Origin of the sequence: Streptomyces sp. NPDC047917, from assembly GCF_043204345.1 — a bacterium.
Taxonomy (GTDB): domain Bacteria; phylum Actinomycetota; class Actinomycetes; order Streptomycetales; family Streptomycetaceae; genus Streptomyces; species Streptomyces sanglieri.
Genome location: NZ_JBIDCA010000002.1, coordinates 25598 through 42809 on the forward strand (window position 1 = coordinate 25598; position 17212 = coordinate 42809).

Consider the following 17212-nt stretch of genomic DNA (forward strand, 5'->3'; position numbering starts at 1 on the left):
TCCGCCCGTTCCCGAAGGGGCGGCCCTACTGCGGCAGCGTCGCCGGGCTGCCGCCGTTCGCCTCGTAGCCGGCCACCGCCAGCGCCCGGTAGACCGTGTACTCGGCGGCCGGGTCGGGGTCCTGCGTCCACGGCAGGGCGCCCACGTGGCCGTCGATGTGGACGAACTGGGCCATCGCCTCCGACCAGCGCTCCATCCGGACCAGGAAGAGGACCAGGAGATGGCGGACGTGCGCGAGCATCGGGTCGTCCGGACGGGCCGCGTGCACCGCGAACAGGGCGCCCTCGACCGCCTTGGTCACCACCGCGCTCCGGTAGAAGCCCTGGACGAGATTGACCTCGGGCAGGTGCTCGTACACCGCGAACAGCGGCAGCGCGGCCAGCAGCGAGCCCTGCGGGGCGCGGGCGGCGGCCGCGGTGGCGAAGCGGTCGGCCTCCTCGCGCGAACCGTGCCACTTCTCGCACCAGAAGTGCAGGGCCGCGATGTGCGCGCCCATGTGGGCCGGGGCGCGGTCCATCACCTTCGCCCAGAGCAGGTCGAACTCCTCGTGGGAGTACCCGAGTCCGCGGGAGACGGCCAGTTCGGTGAGGTACGGAACGGGGTCGCCCGGCGCCAGCAGCGCCGCCTCGCCGCAGACCGTACGGGCCTCCTCCAGGATGATCCGGAAGTCGTCCGTCCCCGCGGTCGACGAACGCCACGCCTGCTGCACCAGGAACTCGGCGTGCACCGCCGCGCCGCCCGCGTCCTTCGGCGCCTCGGCCCGCCACCTGCGCAGCCACGCACCACCGACCCCGGGCTGCTGCGCCAGCTCCAGCGAGGCGGCCCCGGCGAACGCCTGCACCCGCTGCCACCGCACCTCGCCCTCCTTGGGCGTACCGGCCAGCAGCTGCGAGGCCGCCCGCCAGTCCTGGGAACGCTGCACCACATCGAGCACGTCCAGGAGGTCCTGGTCCGGGCCCGGCAGCCGGATGTCCAGCTCCTCCTGGCGCACGAAGCCGTAGGCGTCCGGGTCCGCGGCGTCCGGGGAACCCGGCGCGACCTGCCGGATTCCGCCCCGGCGGCGCAGCACGAAGGGGCCGACGACGGCCGCGAGCATGCACAGGGCGATCAGGAACCAGAGAATCTCCATACCTCCCATTGTCACCGGACGGCCCGGTAGTCCGGTGGGCGCCCTCGCGACGAACTACGCTCTGGCCCCATGAGCGACCAGCACAGCTTCGAAACCCTCGCGGTCCACGCGGGAAACACCGCCGACCCCCTCACCGGCGCCGTCGTCCCGCCCATCTACCAGGTGTCCACGTACAAGCAGGACGGGGTGGGCGGACTGCGCGGCGGCTACGAGTACAGCCGCAGCGCCAACCCGACCCGTACCGCCCTGGAGGAGAACCTCGCGGCCCTGGAGGGCGGCCGGCGCGGACTGGCCTTCGCCTCCGGCCTCGCCGCCGAGGACTGCCTGCTCCGTACGCTGCTGACCCCCGGCGACCACGTGGTCATCCCGAACGACGCCTACGGCGGCACCTTCCGGCTGTTCGCGAAGGTCGTCTCGCGGTGGGGCGTCGAGTTCTCCGTCGCCGACACCTCGGACGTGGCGGCGGTACGGGCGGCGATCACCCCGCGCACGAAGGCGGTCTGGGTGGAGACCCCGTCCAACCCGCTGCTCGGCATCACCGACATCGCCGCGATCGCCGGGGTGGCCCGCGCCGCGGGTGCCCGCCTGGTCGTCGACAACACCTTCGCCAGCCCCTACCTCCAGCAGCCCCTGGCCCTGGGCGCCGATGTGGTGGTGCACTCCACCACCAAGTACATGGGCGGCCACTCGGACGTCGTCGGTGGCGCGCTGATCGTCAACGACCCGGAACTGGCCGAGGAGTTGGCGTACCACCAGAACGCGATGGGTGCGGTAGCCGGACCGTTCGACGCCTGGCTGGTGCTGCGCGGAATCAAGACCCTGGCGGTCCGCATGGACCGGCACAGCGAGAACGCCACCAAGGTCGCCGATCTGCTGACCCGGCACCCCAAGGTGACCCAGGTCCTCTACCCGGGGCTGCCCGAGCACCCCGGCCACGAGATCGCCGCCAAGCAGATGAAGGCGTTCGGCGGCATGGTGTCCTTCCGCGTCGAGGGCGGCGAGGAGGCCGCGGTCCAGGTCTGCAACCGGGCGAAGCTGTTCACCCTCGGTGAGTCGCTGGGCGGCGTCGAGTCGCTGGTGGAGCACCCGGGCCGGATGACGCACGCCTCGGCGGCGGGCTCCCCGCTGGAGGTGCCGGCCGACCTGGTCCGCGTCTCCGTCGGCATCGAGAACGCCGACGACCTGCTGGCCGACCTCACGCAGGCGCTCGGCTAGTCCGGAGAGCGAAGAACGCCGGGCGGGGCCCGAGTCCTCGGGTCCGCCCGGCCGTCCGGGGCCCTGTCAGGCGCCGGCCCGCTCGTCCTCCAGCATCGTCCGGATCTGTTCGCGCAGTTCGGGACCGTCGGCGTGTTCGTGGACGGAGACCGCGTGTTCCGCCGCGGCCCGTACCACTTCCTCCTCCTCGCCCGAGATGGTGAGCGAGCAGTGCGACACACTCGGATGCTTGCGGCAGTCGGCGATCTTCCTGGTCATGGCAGCCTCCTGGGACCGGCACGCAATTCCGTACGTTCCAGGATAGTTCGGCCCCCGCCGCCGCTCACCAGCCCTCCAACGGCGTGGTCTGCGCCGGAGGTATCTGCCAGGGGTGTGCCGCCATCGCCCAGGCCGTGAACGCCACCACCGCGGCGCACGCCAGCAGCAGCATCAGCCGGCGGACGAACAGCCGCCGGCGCAGCAGCCTGCCGCCGCGCTCGGCGGCCCGCTGCGCCAGATCGGCGGGCACCTGCGGATGCGGACCGTCCATCATGCGCCGGACCTCGTCCTCCCGGTCCCCGGCGCCGCTCACCGCGCGACCCCCGGAAGACCCGGCACGCCCCGCCGCGCCGTGGGCCGGCGGGTGCCGCGCATCGTGGCCACCGAGCGGTTGCAGACCGCCCGCACCCGCTCCACCGTGAGGCCGAGCAGCGCCGCCGTCTGCTCCTCCCCGACCCCCTCGTACAGCCGCAGTACGAGGACGAGGCGTTCCTGCGGTGTCAGCCGGGCCAGCAGACCGCCGCGCGGCCGCTGATGGCGCCAGACCTCGTGGGCGAACCGGACGGCGAGCTCGCGCCGGGTGCGGTCGTACGGATCCTCGCCGCGCAGCCGTTCCCACTGCGCGTACGTGGTCGCCAGCGCGGCGCCCAGTATCCGCTGGGCCCGCGGGTTCGCTCCCGGCGGCCGTGTGGGCTCGGCGGTGAGCAGTGTGGCGGTGTGCAGCAGACGGCCGGCCGCGCCCGCGACGAAGGTCTCGAACTCCTGGGCACGGCGCCGCTCCCGGCCCGACTGGCGCTCTCGCACAGTCCACATCCGAGCCGCTCGCGGGGCTCCTGGTCAAGAGGCGTGCAACAGGTCGGCCCGGGACCGGGCCGCAGCGGCTAGCCGGCCGGAGGCGCCTGGTGCGAGGTCTGGCGGGCGGCCAGCGAGGTGTTGAACCGGGTGAGCAGCGCGCAGAAGGTGTCGCGCTCCTCGGCCGTCCAGCCGTCCGTCACCTGCGTCATCAGCTCGCGGCGGGAGCTGCGGACCTCGTCCAGCCGGGCCTGGCCGCGCGGCGACAGCTGGAGCACCACGGCCCGGCCGTCCTCGGGGTGCGAGGTGCGCTTGACCAGCCCGGTGTCGACCAGCGGTGCCACCTGCCGGGTCACGGTCGAGGAGTCGATCCCCATGCCCGCGGCGAGTGCCTTGACGCCCATCGGCCCTTCCCGGTCCAGCCGGTTGAGCAGCAGATAGGCGGCCCGGTCCATGGAATTGCGCACCTGGCCGACGCCGCCGAGGCGGGTCTGCTCGGCACGGCGGGCGAATACCGCGACCTGGTGCTGCAGAGCGTCGAGGACGCCGTCGGAACCCGGGGGTTCGGGGGCGGCGCCCCCGGAAGGAGACGCAGCTGTCGTCATGTCCTGAGGGGGCATGGCCGGGGGCTCTCTTCGTGCGGTGTCGGATGGGTGGGGGACAGAGTACGCGGCCACGGGGCAACGTGTACCAGCGCTGCGCAAACCCGTGGACAACGGCCCAGGAGGGGACGGGACGCGGCGGCCGGTGCCCTGCCGAGCTGCAAGACTTACCGTATGAACTTCCGCACGACCGGCCACTTTCCCCCGCTGATCCTCGACGACGTCCGCGGAGCGCAGAAGATGCTCTCCGGCGTGGCCAGGACGACCGCCATGGAAGGCAGCCGCCACCTGAGCGACCTGGTGGGTGCGCCGGTCCACCTCAAGTGCGAGAACCTCCAGCGGACCGGCTCGTTCAAACTGCGTGGCGCGTACGTACGTATCGCGGGCCTGTCGCCGGTGGAGCGGGCGGCCGGGGTCGTCGCCGCGAGCGCCGGAAACCATGCGCAGGGTGTCGCACTCGCGTCTGCGCTGCTCGGCGTACGGTCGACGGTCTTCATGCCGGTCGGGGCGCCGCTGCCGAAGGTGGCCGCGACCCGTCAGTACGGGGCCGAGGTCCGGCTGCACGGGCATGTCGTGGACGAGACGCTGGCCGCCGCGCAGGAGTACGCCCGGGAGACCGGCGCGGTCTTCATCCACCCCTTCGACCACCCGGACATCATCGCCGGGCAGGGCACGGTCGGGCTGGAGATCCTCGAACAGTGCCCCGAGGTGCGGACCATCGTCGTGGGCATCGGCGGCGGCGGTCTCGCGGCGGGCATCGCGGTGGCGGTCAAGGCGGTCCGGCCCGATGTGCGGATCGTCGGGGTGCAGGCGGCGGGCGCGGCCTGCTATCCGCCCTCGCTGGCCGCGGGCCACCCGGTGTCGATCGAATCGCCCGTCACGATGGCGGACGGCATCAAGGTGGGGCGCCCCGGCGATGTGCCGTTCGAGCTGGTCAGGGAACTGGTCGACGAGGTCCGTACGGTCTCCGAGGACGAGCTGTCCAGCGCGCTGCTGCTCTGCCTGGAGCGGGCGAAGCTGGTGGTGGAGCCGGCCGGCGCGAGCCCGGTCGCGGCGCTGCTGAGCGATCCGGAGTCGTTCCACGGGCCGGTGGTCGCGCTCCTGTCCGGCGGCAACGTGGACCCGCTGCTGATGCAGCGCGTCCTGACCCACGGCATGGTGGCGGCCGGCCGCTATCTGAGCCTGCGGCTGCGGCTGACCGACCGCCCCGGCGCGCTGGCCACGCTGCTCGGCGTGCTCTCGGTGGTGGACGCCAATGTGCTGGACATCGGTCATGTGCGGACCGATCCCCGGCTCGGGCTCACCGAGGTCGAGGTGGAGCTCCAGCTGGAGACGAAGGGGCCGGAGCACTGCGCGGAGGTCTCGGCGGCGCTGCGGGACGCCGGTTATCTCGTGATGGGCTGAGCCGTACCGGCGTCGCCCCGACCCCTTGCCTGTCGCGATGTATCGCGTTACTTTGCTCGCCTCGCCGGGTTGCCGCGGGCATGTCCGCCGCAGACGTTCACCAGGCGCGGAAAGACCGTCAAACCTAGGATCTGTTGAGGAAGTCACCCGAACGCACTGGGGGAATCCGTATGCCAGGCGCCATCCATGCCGAAGGTCTGGTGAAGACCTTCGGCGATGTACGAGCACTGGGCGGTGTCGATCTCGACGTGCCGGAGGGCACCGTCCTCGGACTTCTCGGCCCGAACGGCGCAGGCAAGACGACCGCCGTGCGCGTCCTGACCACCCTGCTCAGGCCCGACAGCGGACGGGCCGTCGTCGCGGGCATCGACGTGCTGAAGAAGCCCAACGAGGTACGCAGGTCGATCGGCCTCTCCGGCCAGTTCGCCGCGGTCGACGAGTACCTGACCGGCCGTGAGAACCTCCGGATGGTCGGCCAGCTCTACCAGATGAGCTCCCGGGACGCGAAGGCCAGGGCGGGGGAGCTGCTGGAGCGGTTCAACCTCGCCGAAGCCGCCGACCGCACGGCCAAGACGTACTCCGGAGGCATGCGCCGCCGCCTCGACCTGGCCGCGGCGCTCGTCGTCTCCCCGCCGGTCATGTTCATGGACGAGCCGACCACCGGCCTCGACCCGCGCAACCGGCAGCAGCTCTGGGAGGTCATCGAGGAGCTCGTCGCGGGCGGCACGACGCTGCTGCTCACCACGCAGTACCTGGAGGAGGCCGACCACCTGGCCCACGAGATCTGCGTGATCGACCACGGCCTGGTCATCGCCCGCGGCACCTCCGACGAGCTCAAGGCCCGCACCGGCGGCGAACGCGTCGAGGTGGTGGTCCACCAGCGCGACCAGATCGAACCGGCCCGCGCCGTCCTCGCCCACCTCGGCAAGGGCGAGGTCGCCGTCGCCGAGCACACGCGCAAGCTGACCGTCCCGGTGCTCGGCGGGGCCAAGCTGCTGGCCGAGGTCATCCGCGACCTCGACGCCCGCGGCGTGGAGATCGACGACATCGGACTGCGCCGCCCCACCCTCGACGACGTCTTCCTCTCGCTGACCGGCCACACGGCCGGCCCGCAGAACGGCAACGGCAGCGGCAGCGGCGACGGCAGCGGCGACGGCGCGTCCGGGCCCGCCCCGGCCGACGGCGACCCGGCGGAGAAGGAGGCGGTCAAGTGAGCGTCCTCACCGGTACGCCCCCGACACCGGCCGCACCCAGGGCGGGAGGCGGGATCGGGCAGTCGGTGCGCGACTCCCTCGTCATCGCCCGCCGCAACCTCATCCGGATGGCCCGGATCCCCGAGATGATCATCTTCGGGCTCATCCAGCCGATCATGTTCGTGGTGCTGTTCAGCTACGTCTTCGGCGGCTCGATGATGATCGGCGGGTCCACCAGCCCCGCCGACTACCGGAACTTCCTCATGGCGGGCATCTTCGCGCAGACCGTCACCTTCGCCACCGCCGGTGCCGGCGCGGGCATCGCCGACGACATGCACAAGGGCCTCATCGACCGGTTCCGCTCGCTGCCCATGGCGCGCGGCGCGGTCCTCACCGGCCGTACGCTCGCCGACCTGGTCCAGACGACGCTGACCCTGCTGGTCCTCGCCGCCGTCGCGCTGCTGGTCGGCTGGCGCACCCACGAGAACATCGGCAAGGTGCTCGGCGGCTTCGCGCTGCTGCTCCTGCTGGGGTACGCCTTCTCCTGGATCGGGGCGCTGATCGGCCTCTCGGTCCGCACCCCCGAGGCGGCCACCTCCGGCGGGCTGATCTGGCTCTTCCCGGTCACGTTCATCTCGAACGCCTTCGTGCCCACCGAGAACATGGCGGGCTGGCTCCAGCCGATCGCCGAATGGAACCCGTTCAGCGCCACCGTCCAGGCGTGCCGGGTGCTCTTCGGCAACCCGGGCGTGTCGCCGTCCGGTGCCTGGCCGATGGTGCACCCGGTCTGGGCGTCGCTGCTCTGGTCGCTGCTGATCCTGGTGGTCTTCCGCACCCTGGCGGTGCGCAAGTACCGGCAGGCGGCGGCCTGAGCGCGGCCGCACACGCCAGGAGCCCCCGGCCGTCGGGCCGGGGGCTCCTGGCGTCGGTGTGCGGGATCAGCCGGTGTACGGCTTCGCCGCGAGGATCCTCACGGTGGCCGTCTTGCCGTTCGGCAGCTCGTACTCGGCGTCGTCGCCCATCCGCTTGCCGTTCACGCCGGTGCCGAGCGGCGACTGCGGGGAGTACGTCTCGATGTCCGAGCTCGCGTACTCGCGGGAGGCGAGCAGGAAGGTCATCGTGTCGTCCGGGTCGCCGTCGAAGGCGATCGTCACGACCATGCCGGGCTCGACCACGCCGTCGTCGGCAGGCGCCTCGCCGACCTTCGCGTGCTCCAGGAGCTGGGTCAGCTGGCGCACCCGGAGCTCCATCTTGCCCTGCTCCTCCTTGGCGGCGTGGTACCCGCCGTTCTCGCGCAGGTCGCCCTCCTCACGGGCCGCCGCGATCTTTACGGCGATTTCCGTGCGCGCGGGACCAGACAGGTACTCCAGCTCGGCCTTGAGCTGGTTGTACGCCTCCTGCGTGAGCCAGGTGACGTTTTCGCTGGTCTGGGTCACAGGGTGCTCCTCGTCGGTACTGGGAATACAAAGCATCGCCCTACCCGTAAGCATGTGCTTCCACGGGTGGGCGAAACCACGAGCCTAACAATTCCGCAGGAAAAGGGGGAGAAGGTAAAACGTCGGGACCGCGTGTGCGCAGGTCAGGCCCGGCGTGGTGGTTCAGGGACGGGGTGCGCCGGTCAGCGCGACGACCCGCCGTCGGTGGTGCAGCCCAGCAGCTCGACGCTGGTGGCCCTGGCCGTCGTACGCAGCGACAGGACACGGTCGATCCGGTCGGTGCGCTCGTCGAAGCGGAAGTCCTTGCGGGCCACGTCGCTGCCGTCCTCGTGCTGCGCGCGCAGGGTGCAGTAGCCCTTGGCGTCCTTGTCCTTGCGCACTTCCAGGTGGATGTCGACCCGCTGGTCCGAGACGACCCGGCGCTTGATCACCTCGGCGCTGATGCCCTGGCCGGTGACATAGTCGTAGCCGATCCAGCCGACCACGCCGAGCAGTACGACGCCCAGCGCCGAACCGACGATCTTGAGCTTGCGGTCCGCACGCTGGTCCGCGGAGCGGCCGTAGCGGTTCTCCGGAAGCGTCTCGGGTACCGCCGTCATGATCATTCCTTCCGTACCGGGGATCGAGGAATTTTCCGCCCCCCGGTTCGGTCACTATAGAAGCCTGCCCACATGCCGAATCACTGAGGATCGAGTCTTGACCGAGCAGCTGCGCCTGATGGCCGTTCACGCCCACCCCGACGACGAGTCGAGCAAGGGCGCGGCCACCATGGCCAAGTATGTGTCCGAGGGGGTGGACGTGCTGGTGGTGACCTGCACGGGAGGCGAGCGCGGCTCCATCCTCAACCCCAAGCTCCAGGGCGACGCGTACATCGAGGAGAACATCCACGAGGTGCGCAAGAAGGAGATGGACGAGGCCCGGGAGATCCTGGGCGTCGAGCAGGAGTGGCTCGGCTTCGTCGACTCCGGCCTGCCCGAGGGCGACCCGCTGCCGCCGCTGCCCGAGGGCTGCTTCGCGCTGGAGGACGAGGAGAAGGCCGCGGGCCGGCTCGTCCGCAGCATCCGTGCGTTCCGGCCCCAGGCCATCACGACGTACGACGAGAACGGCGGGTACCCGCACCCCGACCACATCATGACCCACAAGATCACGATGATCGCCTTCGACGGCGCGGCGGACACCGAGAAGTTCCCCGAGTCGGAGTTCGGCCCGGCCTGGCAGCCGCAGAAGCTCTACTACAACCAGGGCTTCAACCGGCCGCGCACGGTGGCGCTGCACGAGGCGCTGCTGGCCCGCGGCCTGGAGTCGCCGTACGGCGAGTGGCTGCAGCGCTGGAAGGAGTTCGAGCGCGACGAGCGCACGCTGACCACGCACGTTCCGTGTGCGGACTTCTTCGAGATCCGGGACCGGGCGCTGATCGCGCACGCCACCCAGATCGATCCGGAGGGCGGCTGGTTCCGCGTCCCGATGGACATCCAGAAGGAGGTCTGGCCGACCGAGGAGTACGAGCTGGCGAAGTCTCTCGTCGATACCTCCCTCCCCGAGAGCGACCTCTTCGCGGGCATCCGCGACAATGCCTGATATGTACGCGACCCAGGCACTGACCGACCTCGTTCCGCTTGCCGAAGAGCTCGACAAGAACAAGGTGACCCCCGGCGTTCTCGGCTTCATCGTCTTCGCGGCGCTCGCCGTGGGCGTGTGGCTGCTGATGAAGTCCATGAACCGGCACATGGGCAAGGTCGACTTCGAGGAGGCCCCGGATCCGGACGCGGTGGCCGAAGAGCCCGTGGCGGCCGGTTCCGCGAAGCGGAAGTAGCCCCGAAGCGGACGACGGTGAGCGCGGGCGGCCCCGGAGTTCCGGAGCCGCCCCGGCACCGGTCCGGCCGGTCGGGTGACCGGCCGGAGCCACGGACGTACCCGGACCCGGGACGTCTCAGTCGCCGGCCGGGCCGTACGCGGCCGGCACCGGCACGCCCATGACCTCCCGGGCATGGCGTGTCGGCGTCATGCCCAGGCGCCATGCCTGCCAGCCGTCCTCCAGGTCCACGCCGCGGTTCAGCACCACGGCGAACGCCGACGCGCAGTCCTCCAGCTTGCCGTCGCGCGCCGGGTGCCCGGCCCGCAGTAGCTCGGCCAGCTCCTCCTGGGCCACCGCCGTGCCCACCTCGCTGCCGCCGGGTGACGCGTAGGGCAGCAGCGTGCAGCGCAGGAAGCGGGCCCAGTCCGCGCCCCGCGCGTCGCCGTACGAGTCGAACAGCTCCACCGCCTCGCCGCACAGCTCCAGCGCCTGCGGGGACCGGTTGTTCCCCGCGTCGATCAGCGCCAGCTCCAGGCACGTCCACGCCTCGCCGTGGGCGACCCCGATGCGCCGGAAGTCGGCGCGCGCGTCCATCAGCAGCTGGCGGGCGAAGCCGGAGTTGCGCAGGTTCCCGGTCTGGGCCGCCCGCTGGTCACGGGTGACCCGGCCCGAGTGGTGGCGGGCGCAGGCCAGCCCGTACACGTCCCGCATCCGGGAGAACATCGTGCGGGCCCGCTCCAGCTGCCGGACCGCCCGGTCCGTGTCGCCGCTCTCCTCCAGGGCCTGGCCCAGGTAGAACAGCGTCCACGCCTCGCCGCGCGCGTCCTCGTTGTCCCGGTGCCGCTCCAGCGCCTGATTCAGCCGCTCCACCGCCGGGGCCGGATCGCCGTCCAGCAGCCGGGCCCGGGCCAGCTGGGTCAGTGCCCAGGCCTCACCGCGCTCGTCGCGGGTGCTGCCGTACAGCTCCAGGGCCCTGGACAGCGCCTCCTCGGCCCGCTCCACATCGCCCATCCGCAGCAGGGTCTGGCCGAGCTGGAAGCGGGTCCACGCCTCGCCGTGCAGCGACTCGCCCTCCCGGTGCAGGACCAGCGCGGCGTCCAGCAGGGTCAGCGCCTGGTCGAGCCGGGCCCGGTCGCGCTCCACGGCCGCCAGGGCGTGCATCGACCAGGCCCGGTCCTCCGCCTGCTCCTCGGAGGACTGGAGCTCGATCGCCTCGCGCAGCCGCGCCGACGCCTCGGTCAGATTGCCCTGGTGGTGCAGCGTGATGCCGAGCGAACAGAGCGCCAGCGCCGTACCCGCCGCGTTCTGCGCCTCGCGGTAGAGGCCGACCACCGACGACAGGGTGGTGCGGGCCTTGTCCAGCTCGCCGAGCTGGCGGGCCGCGATGCCGGTGCGCCACTGCACGGACCGCTCCAGCAGCCCCTTGTCCACGGCCTGCGTCAACTCGCTGATCTCGCCCAGCCGGTAGAGGTCGCCGCGCAGCAGGCAGTAGTCGCACAGCGCGCCCAGCAGGTCCAGCACGGCGCCCTGGTCGACGCCCTCGGCGTGCCGCAGCGCGGAGGTGATGAAGCTCGACTCGTCGTCCAGCCAGCGCAGCGCCGAGTCCAGCGAACCGAAGCCGTGCGAGCCGAACTGCCCGGCCCGGGTGGACATCTTGCCGTCCACCATGCGGATCACCGCACCGGCCAGGTCCGCGTAGTTGCGGATCAGCCGCTCCTGCGCCGCCGTGCGGTCCGCCGCCGGCTCCTCGTCCCGCAGCCGGGCCAGCGCGAAGCCCCGGACGAGGTCGTGCAGCCGGTAGCGCGAACCCCGGACATGGGTCAGCAGCCCGGCCCCGGCCAGCGTCCTCAGCAGCCGCTCGGCCTCCTGCTCGTCCGCGGACAGCAGTGCCGCCGCCGCGGCGGCGCCCAGGCTCGCCCGCCCGGCCAGCGCGAGCCGGCGCAGCAGCCGCCGGCCCTGCTCGGTCTGGTCGGCGTAGCGCAGCCACAGCGCCCGCTCCACCGGCTCGACCGGACCGTACCCGGCCAGAGAGGCCGCGAGGTCGTCGCGGGTGCGGGTACCGAGCGAGGAGCCCGCGACGCGCAGCGCGAGCGGCAGCCCGCCGCACAGCTCCGCCACGGTGTCCGTCGCCCGGGAGTCGTACGGCCCCTCCTCCGGGGCCCCGGCCGCCTCGCGCAGCAGCTCCTCCGCGCCGGCCGCGTCGAGCGCGCCGACCGGCAGCTGATGGACCCGGGCGGGGACGTCGTCCGGCAGCCGGAGCGGTTCCCGGGCGGTGACCAGGACGAGGCTGTCGGAGCGCTCCGGGATCAGGGTGCGCACCTGCGCCGCGTCACCGGCGTCGTCGAGGACGACCGCCACGGGGGTGCCGGTCAGGTGCTGGTGGTACAGCTCGCTCAGCCGCCGCACCTGCTGCTCGGCAGACGCCCTGCCCCGCGCCGACGGGTCCGCCCCGCCGGGCGACGCCGCCCCGTCCCGGAACAGCAACTGCTCACGGGGCGCGCCCAGCCGGTTCAGCAGGTGCAGCAGCGCGTCGCGGGTCGGCAGCGGCGCCTCACCGGTCACATCGCCGCGCAGATCGACCACGCAGGCGCCGCGGAACAGGTCCTTCAGACTGTGCGCGGCCCGCACCGCGAGCGTGGTGCGTCCGGAGCCGGGCGTGCCGTGCAGGACGACGACGGTGGGTCTGGTCTCGGTCGACGCGCGGCCCTCCCGCACCCACTGCGCGATCTGCGCCAGTTCGGTACGCCGCCCCGCGAACGGCCCGTCGCCGACGGGCAGATGGCCGAACGACTGCTCCAGGAGCGCGCGGGTGCGGGCCGCCGCGCTGCGGTCCGTGCGGCGCGGCGACGGAGCCGTCCGCGACTGCGCGGGGACCTTCTTCGCCGGGGTGCGGGACGAGGCGGTGAGCATGCGCTGCTGGTCGATGAAGGGGCGGATGCCCCGTACCTCCAGAGCTGCCAGCCACTGCAGCCGCAACTGCTCGGCTCCGCCCGGCTGTCCGAGCGCTCCGGCCCGCCGGTGGGCGGCCGGCCAGTGCGAGGCGGTGACCTTGGCGACGGTGGCGGTGGCCCCCGCGACCGCGACGACGGCGCCCGCGCCGAGGGCCGGCCCGGCCGCCGTGCCGAACGCGATGTCCGCGCCGAAGGCGGCTACCGCCGCAACTCCGGTGACCAGCAGCGGAGTTCCCAGCGATCCCCGGTTGAAGCGCTGGGCCAGTGGCTGCGCCCCGGCCCCGGCCGCGTCCAGCGCCTGGACGTACGCGGCGTACTCCTCGGCCGCGGCGTCCGCCAGTGAATCCAGCGCCGCCCGCCCGCGTGCCGTCAGCGTACCGGCGTCGGCCCGGCCGCCGGAGCGCCGCAGCTCCTCCTCGACGGCGCGTACCAACAGCCCTTCGGCCTCGGCCCGATGGCTGTCCCGCATAGGTGTCCTCCTTGGGATACGACGGTCGCGACTGCCGCGCACGGCAGACGGCGGTTCGAAGACAGGGCCAGTCTCCTGTCTGCGGCCCGTCGGCGCGAGACGCCGCACCCGCGGTGTGCGGGCGCGGGTCCGACGGGCGGGCCGACCAAGATCACGAACGGTGTCCGGACGCATCCGCTCGGTAGTGGATATTTCTGACGGCTCCACAGAAACCCGGATTCCGCTTCGGGTTGACAACCGGCGCCGCGCCGAAAGCTTCATGAGTGCCTTGACGGAGTCGGAGTCGGCGCCTTAGGTTCGTGTTGTCGTCAATTAGATGTCAGATGCCGTGAAGCGATGTTCTGATCGCCCGGACTCTGCTCGATATCGGCAATGGGGGAGATGGACGATCAGCCCGGTGACGGGTGCTCATATTTCTTGACTCAAGGCTGCCCAGGACCCGTTCGCGGGTCGCTCGCGTGCGCCGAAGGGTTCCGGTTCCGCAATTCGCTGCGGAGGCGAAAGGTGGCGGCCGCGCGGCGGACGCCTTTTTGATCCGGCCCTGAAAATGAAGTGCTCCGATGTGTCTCCAGCATATTTTTATTGATTTGCGTGGAAGGGATTCGTGTGCCGGGCGATTCGCGTGCTGTCCTTTATCGGGTGGTCGTCAACGACGCGGAACAGTATTCGATCTGGCCGGCCGGCACCCCGGCCCCGGACGGCTGGCGCGCAGAAGGACCGGCCCGTTCCGAAGAGGAATGTCTCGCCCACATCGAAGAGGTGTGGACGGACATGCGCCCGCTGGGCCTTCGCGGGCGGACGGCGCGATGAGCGCCCGGGCGGCGCGCGTGCCGGGAGGCCGGAAGGCCGGGATCGCGCACCACGAGTCGGTCGTCGAGGCCACCGTCTCCGAGCAGCAGCGCGCGATGTGGTTCCTGGAGCGGACCGGGCGGCCCGGCACGTACAACATCGGGTCGACCGTCCGGATCCGCGGAGAGTTCGATGTGCCCGCCATGAAAAGGGCGTTGGCCGAACTGGTGGAACGGCACCGGATTCTGCGTTCCGTCCTCACCGAGGGCGAGGACGAGAGCGGCGTCCGGCAGCGCGTCCGGCCCATCGACGAGATCGATCTGTTCGACGAGACGTGGGACGGACGGGCCGAGACACCGTTCGACCTGGGCACCGGTCCGCTGGTGCGCGCCCGCATCGAGCGGCGGGCGCCCGACGACCACCTCTTCTACCTGTGCTTCCACCACGCGGTCTACGACGGGGGATCGGCACCGGTCTTCTGGCGTGAACTGTGGCGGGCGTACCGGGGGGAGCGCCTCGACGAACCCGCCGTGCAGTACGCGGACTACGCGATCTGGCAGCAGCAGCGGCTGGCCGGAGGTGTGCTCGACAAGCAGGCCCGGTGGTGGGCCGACACGCTCAGCGGCTGTCCGGTGCTGACCACGCTGCCCGCCGACCGGCCCCGCCCGGCCCATCCCAGCAACGCCGGCCGCGAGTTGCGGCTCAGGATGCCCGAGCCGGTCCGGCGCGGTGTCGAGGCGATGGCGGAGGCGGAGGGCGCCAGCTTCTACATGGTCGTGCTGGCGGCGCTGCAGGCGTTCGTGTCCCGGGTCTCCCGGCAGGACGACGTGGTGATCGGCTCCCCTTTGTCCGGCCGGGTCCGGCCCGAACTGCGCGAGGTCATCGGCTGTTTCGTCAACACCGTCGCCACCCGCGCCGACCTCTCGGAAGACCCCTCGTTCCGCGCCCACCTGGGCCGGACCCGGGACCATGTGCTGGACCTCTTCGACCACCTCGAACTGCCCTTCGACCGGGTGGTGGAGACCGTCAATCCGCCCCGGTCGCCCAGCTGGTCACCGCTGTTCCAGATGCTCTATGTCCACCAGGGCGACATCACCGAGCGCGACACACCGCCGGAGCTCCGGGTGAGCGAGGTCGACGAGCGGACCGACAGCGCCAAGTTCGACTGGCTCGTCACCACGTGGCAGGACACGGAGGGCATGGTCCTCAGCGTCGAGTACGCCACCGAGCTGTTCGACGACGGGACGGTACGCCGGCTCGCCGATGAGTTCCTCGGCATGCTGGGCGCCGTGCTCGCCGACCCGGACCGGGCGCTGAGCGGCCACCCGGTGACCGCTGCGGCCGGAGCGGCGGCGGTCGCGGCGGCGGTCGCGGCCGATGACACGGTGCCCGCCGCCGAGGACCCGGCCACCCCCACCGAGCAGTACCTCGCCGAACTGTGGCAACAGCTCCTGGACGTCCCGCGGGTGCACCGCAACGACGACTTCTTCCACCTGGGCGGGCACTCGTTCCTCGGCATCCGGCTGCTCAACCGGGTCCGACTCCAGTACGGCGTGGACCTGCCCACCGCGGCGCTCTTCGAGGCCCGCACCCTCTACCGGCTCGGCCGGGCGATCGACCGTGAGCTGACCGCCCCGGCCACGGCCGACCTGCTGCCGATGGCCGAGGGAAGCGGACCGGCCTTCTTCCTGGTCCACCCGGTCGGCGGCGGAGTGGGCTGCTACGCCGGTCTGGCCAGATCACTGGGACGGCCCGTCTACGCGCTGGAGGCAGTGGGCCTGAGCACGGTCGAGGAGATGGCGGAGGCGTATCTGACGGCCGTCGAGTCGGCCGCGCAGCCTCCGCTGGCCTTCGGCGGCTGGTCGATGGGCGGGGTGGTGGCGTTCGAGATGGCCCGGCGCCTCGAACTGCGCACCGGCAAGGCGCTCCCGGTGCTGATGATCGACAGTCATGTGCCCGAGCCGGAGGACGGACCGGCCACGGAGGCCGACCTGGTCTCCTGGTTCGCCGAGGACTGGGGAGCGGCCGTCGGCACCGACCTCGGCCCGTCCGTCACCACCCGGGAACAGCTCTGGCGGCGCGCCCGGGAACACGGGCTGCTGGAATCCCCCGGCGACGGCGGCCTGGTGGAGCGGCTCCTCGACCGGTTCGAGACCAATCTGCACGCCATCCGCCAATTCACCGTCCCCGGCGGGTACCCGGGCCGGGTCTGTCTGATCCAGGCCGGGGACGAGCCCCGGGACCGGGCCGACCACGGCTGGGGCGGCGTGACCTCCCGGCCGGTGCGCACCATCGCGTTGCAGGGCGACCACTACGGCGTCATGCGCGGACCGGAGCTGGCACCGACCCTGGCCCGTCTGCTCCAGGAGGCGATCGATCATGGCTGACACCCTGGTGGTGCTGGACTTCCCGGGCCGGCGTGCCGAGGCCCGCCTGTCCGACCTGCGGCTGGAGGACCGGGGCTGGGACGTGCTCTACGCGATCAGCGAGCCGTTCAGCCGGTCGGTGGAACCGTCGCGGTACGTGGCGCACCTGGCGGAGCGCTGCTCCGGCACGTCGGTCCGCGCGGTCCTCGCCTACTGCATGGCGGCCCCGCTGGCACGTGACCTGGCGGAGCGGCTGGGCGGCGCCGACGGGCCGGTACCGGTGGTGTTCTTCGACGGGGAGCCGGGCGCCGGGGCGGAGATCCGCGAGACGGTGGGGGTCGTCGTACGGCAGCTCACCGGCGGGAGCGCCGAGCAGCTAGGCGGCGAACTGACCGCGGCGCTGGCGGACACGGAGCTGCGCGAGCGCCCGGAGCGGGCCATGACGCTGCTGGCCGAGCAGGTGGTCCGGCTGGGGGCCGAGGTCTTCCAGGGGGACGGATTCGACGAGGACGAGGCGGTGGCGGCCGCGACGCGGGTGTCCGGCTTCTACCTCGACTGGATCGCCTTCCTCGTGGCCTCGTTCCGCGCCGGGTCCGCGTCACCCCGTGCGGGCTCCGTCACGCACATCCGGTCGGCGGACCATCCGGTCGGCGACGACTGGATCAGGGCCGGCTCCCTCGACGTGCACGTCGTCGACTGCGTCCGGGCGGGCCTGCTCGCCGATCCGCGTACCCGTGAGCTGACCGCAGACCTGCTGGGGCACCCCGCTCCCGCCCACCTCGACCGGTAGTCCTCCAACCTTCCCTTCTGCTG

General features: G+C 72.1%; 17 protein-coding genes. 9 read left to right on the plus strand and 8 right to left on the minus strand.

Annotation, left to right across the window (positions count from 1 at the left end):
* Nucleotides 1-25: 25 nt before the first annotated feature.
* Nucleotides 26-1129, minus strand: a complete 1104-nt coding sequence (locus ACGF8B_RS03900) for a hypothetical protein (protein ID WP_392734534.1) — start codon at nucleotides 1127-1129, stop codon at nucleotides 26-28.
* A gap of 69 nt (nucleotides 1130-1198) precedes the next feature.
* Between ACGF8B_RS03900 and ACGF8B_RS03905 the strand changes: the two genes are divergently transcribed.
* On the plus strand, nucleotides 1199-2344 hold the full coding sequence (locus tag ACGF8B_RS03905; RefSeq protein WP_392734537.1) for a cystathionine gamma-synthase: 1146 nt from the start codon (nucleotides 1199-1201) through the stop codon (nucleotides 2342-2344).
* 66 nt (nucleotides 2345-2410) lie between these two features.
* Here ACGF8B_RS03905 and ACGF8B_RS03910 read toward each other — a convergent pair whose 3' ends face one another.
* The 4 genes from ACGF8B_RS03910 to ACGF8B_RS03925 all read right to left on the minus strand — a co-directional run bounded on the left by ACGF8B_RS03910 (nucleotide 2411) and on the right by ACGF8B_RS03925 (nucleotide 4014).
* Nucleotides 2411-2602, minus strand: a complete 192-nt coding sequence (locus tag ACGF8B_RS03910) for a DUF1059 domain-containing protein (RefSeq protein WP_392734539.1) — start codon at nucleotides 2600-2602, stop codon at nucleotides 2411-2413.
* 64 nt (nucleotides 2603-2666) lie between these two features.
* Nucleotides 2667-2915: a hypothetical protein gene (locus ACGF8B_RS03915; protein WP_392734541.1), complete on the minus strand. Its 249-nt coding sequence runs from the start codon at nucleotides 2913-2915 to the stop codon at nucleotides 2667-2669.
* On the minus strand, nucleotides 2912-3406 hold the full coding sequence (locus tag ACGF8B_RS03920) for a sigma factor-like helix-turn-helix DNA-binding protein (protein WP_392734543.1): 495 nt from the start codon (nucleotides 3404-3406) through the stop codon (nucleotides 2912-2914). Before ACGF8B_RS03920 ends, ACGF8B_RS03915 begins: the two co-directional genes overlap by 4 nt.
* A gap of 77 nt (nucleotides 3407-3483) precedes the next feature.
* Nucleotides 3484-4014 (minus strand): MarR family winged helix-turn-helix transcriptional regulator, encoded by a 531-nt coding sequence (locus ACGF8B_RS03925; protein ID WP_392734545.1) that lies wholly within the window; start codon nucleotides 4012-4014, stop codon nucleotides 3484-3486.
* Nucleotides 4015-4170: 156 nt separating this feature from the next.
* On the opposite strand from ACGF8B_RS03925, the gene ilvA reads away from it, so the two are divergent.
* The 3 genes from ilvA (at nucleotide 4171) to ACGF8B_RS03940 (ending at nucleotide 7465) form a co-directional block, all read left to right on the plus strand.
* Nucleotides 4171-5400 (plus strand): threonine ammonia-lyase, encoded by a 1230-nt coding sequence (ilvA, locus tag ACGF8B_RS03930; RefSeq protein WP_342286773.1) that lies wholly within the window; start codon nucleotides 4171-4173, stop codon nucleotides 5398-5400.
* 170 nt (nucleotides 5401-5570) lie between these two features.
* Nucleotides 5571-6614, plus strand: coding sequence for an ATP-binding cassette domain-containing protein (locus ACGF8B_RS03935; RefSeq protein WP_392734547.1), 1044 nt, complete (start codon nucleotides 5571-5573; stop codon nucleotides 6612-6614).
* On the plus strand, nucleotides 6611-7465 hold the full coding sequence (locus ACGF8B_RS03940) for an ABC transporter permease (protein WP_392734549.1): 855 nt from the start codon (nucleotides 6611-6613) through the stop codon (nucleotides 7463-7465). Before ACGF8B_RS03935 ends, ACGF8B_RS03940 begins: the two co-directional genes overlap by 4 nt.
* A gap of 66 nt (nucleotides 7466-7531) precedes the next feature.
* Here ACGF8B_RS03940 and greA read toward each other — a convergent pair whose 3' ends face one another.
* Complete coding sequence (gene greA, locus ACGF8B_RS03945; protein WP_392734551.1) at nucleotides 7532-8029, minus strand: transcription elongation factor GreA; 498 nt, start codon at nucleotides 8027-8029, stop codon at nucleotides 7532-7534.
* 182 nt (nucleotides 8030-8211) lie between these two features.
* Nucleotides 8212-8628: a DUF4307 domain-containing protein gene (locus ACGF8B_RS03950; RefSeq protein ID WP_392734552.1), complete on the minus strand. Its 417-nt coding sequence runs from the start codon at nucleotides 8626-8628 to the stop codon at nucleotides 8212-8214.
* Between the two features lie 97 nt (nucleotides 8629-8725).
* On the opposite strand from ACGF8B_RS03950, the gene mca reads away from it, so the two are divergent.
* The gene (gene mca / locus ACGF8B_RS03955; RefSeq protein WP_392734554.1) at nucleotides 8726-9607 is read left to right on the plus strand and encodes a mycothiol conjugate amidase Mca; all 882 of its coding nucleotides are present in this window, start codon (nucleotides 8726-8728) and stop codon (nucleotides 9605-9607) included.
* A 1-nt stretch (nucleotide 9608) separates the two neighbouring features.
* Complete coding sequence (locus ACGF8B_RS03960) at nucleotides 9609-9842, plus strand: hypothetical protein (protein ID WP_342283739.1); 234 nt, start codon at nucleotides 9609-9611, stop codon at nucleotides 9840-9842.
* A gap of 117 nt (nucleotides 9843-9959) precedes the next feature.
* Here ACGF8B_RS03960 and ACGF8B_RS03965 read toward each other — a convergent pair whose 3' ends face one another.
* Complete coding sequence (locus ACGF8B_RS03965) at nucleotides 9960-13244, minus strand: tetratricopeptide repeat protein (protein ID WP_392734556.1); 3285 nt, start codon at nucleotides 13242-13244, stop codon at nucleotides 9960-9962.
* A 606-nt stretch (nucleotides 13245-13850) separates the two neighbouring features.
* On the opposite strand from ACGF8B_RS03965, the gene ACGF8B_RS03970 reads away from it, so the two are divergent.
* Genes ACGF8B_RS03970 through ACGF8B_RS03980 form a run of 3 tightly spaced genes read left to right on the plus strand, consistent with a single transcriptional unit; the run spans nucleotide 13851 to nucleotide 17189 of the window.
* Complete coding sequence (locus tag ACGF8B_RS03970) at nucleotides 13851-14054, plus strand: MbtH family protein (protein ID WP_392734558.1); 204 nt, start codon at nucleotides 13851-13853, stop codon at nucleotides 14052-14054.
* Complete coding sequence (locus ACGF8B_RS03975; RefSeq protein ID WP_392734559.1) at nucleotides 14051-16420, plus strand: condensation domain-containing protein; 2370 nt, start codon at nucleotides 14051-14053, stop codon at nucleotides 16418-16420. The genes ACGF8B_RS03970 and ACGF8B_RS03975 overlap by 4 nt, the downstream gene beginning before the upstream one ends.
* Nucleotides 16413-17189 carry a hypothetical protein gene (locus ACGF8B_RS03980; RefSeq protein ID WP_392734561.1) on the plus strand — a complete coding sequence of 259 codons (777 nt, stop codon included), beginning with the start codon at nucleotides 16413-16415 and terminating at the stop codon, nucleotides 17187-17189. The genes ACGF8B_RS03975 and ACGF8B_RS03980 overlap by 8 nt, the downstream gene beginning before the upstream one ends.
* Nucleotides 17190-17212: the final 23 nt, after the last annotated feature.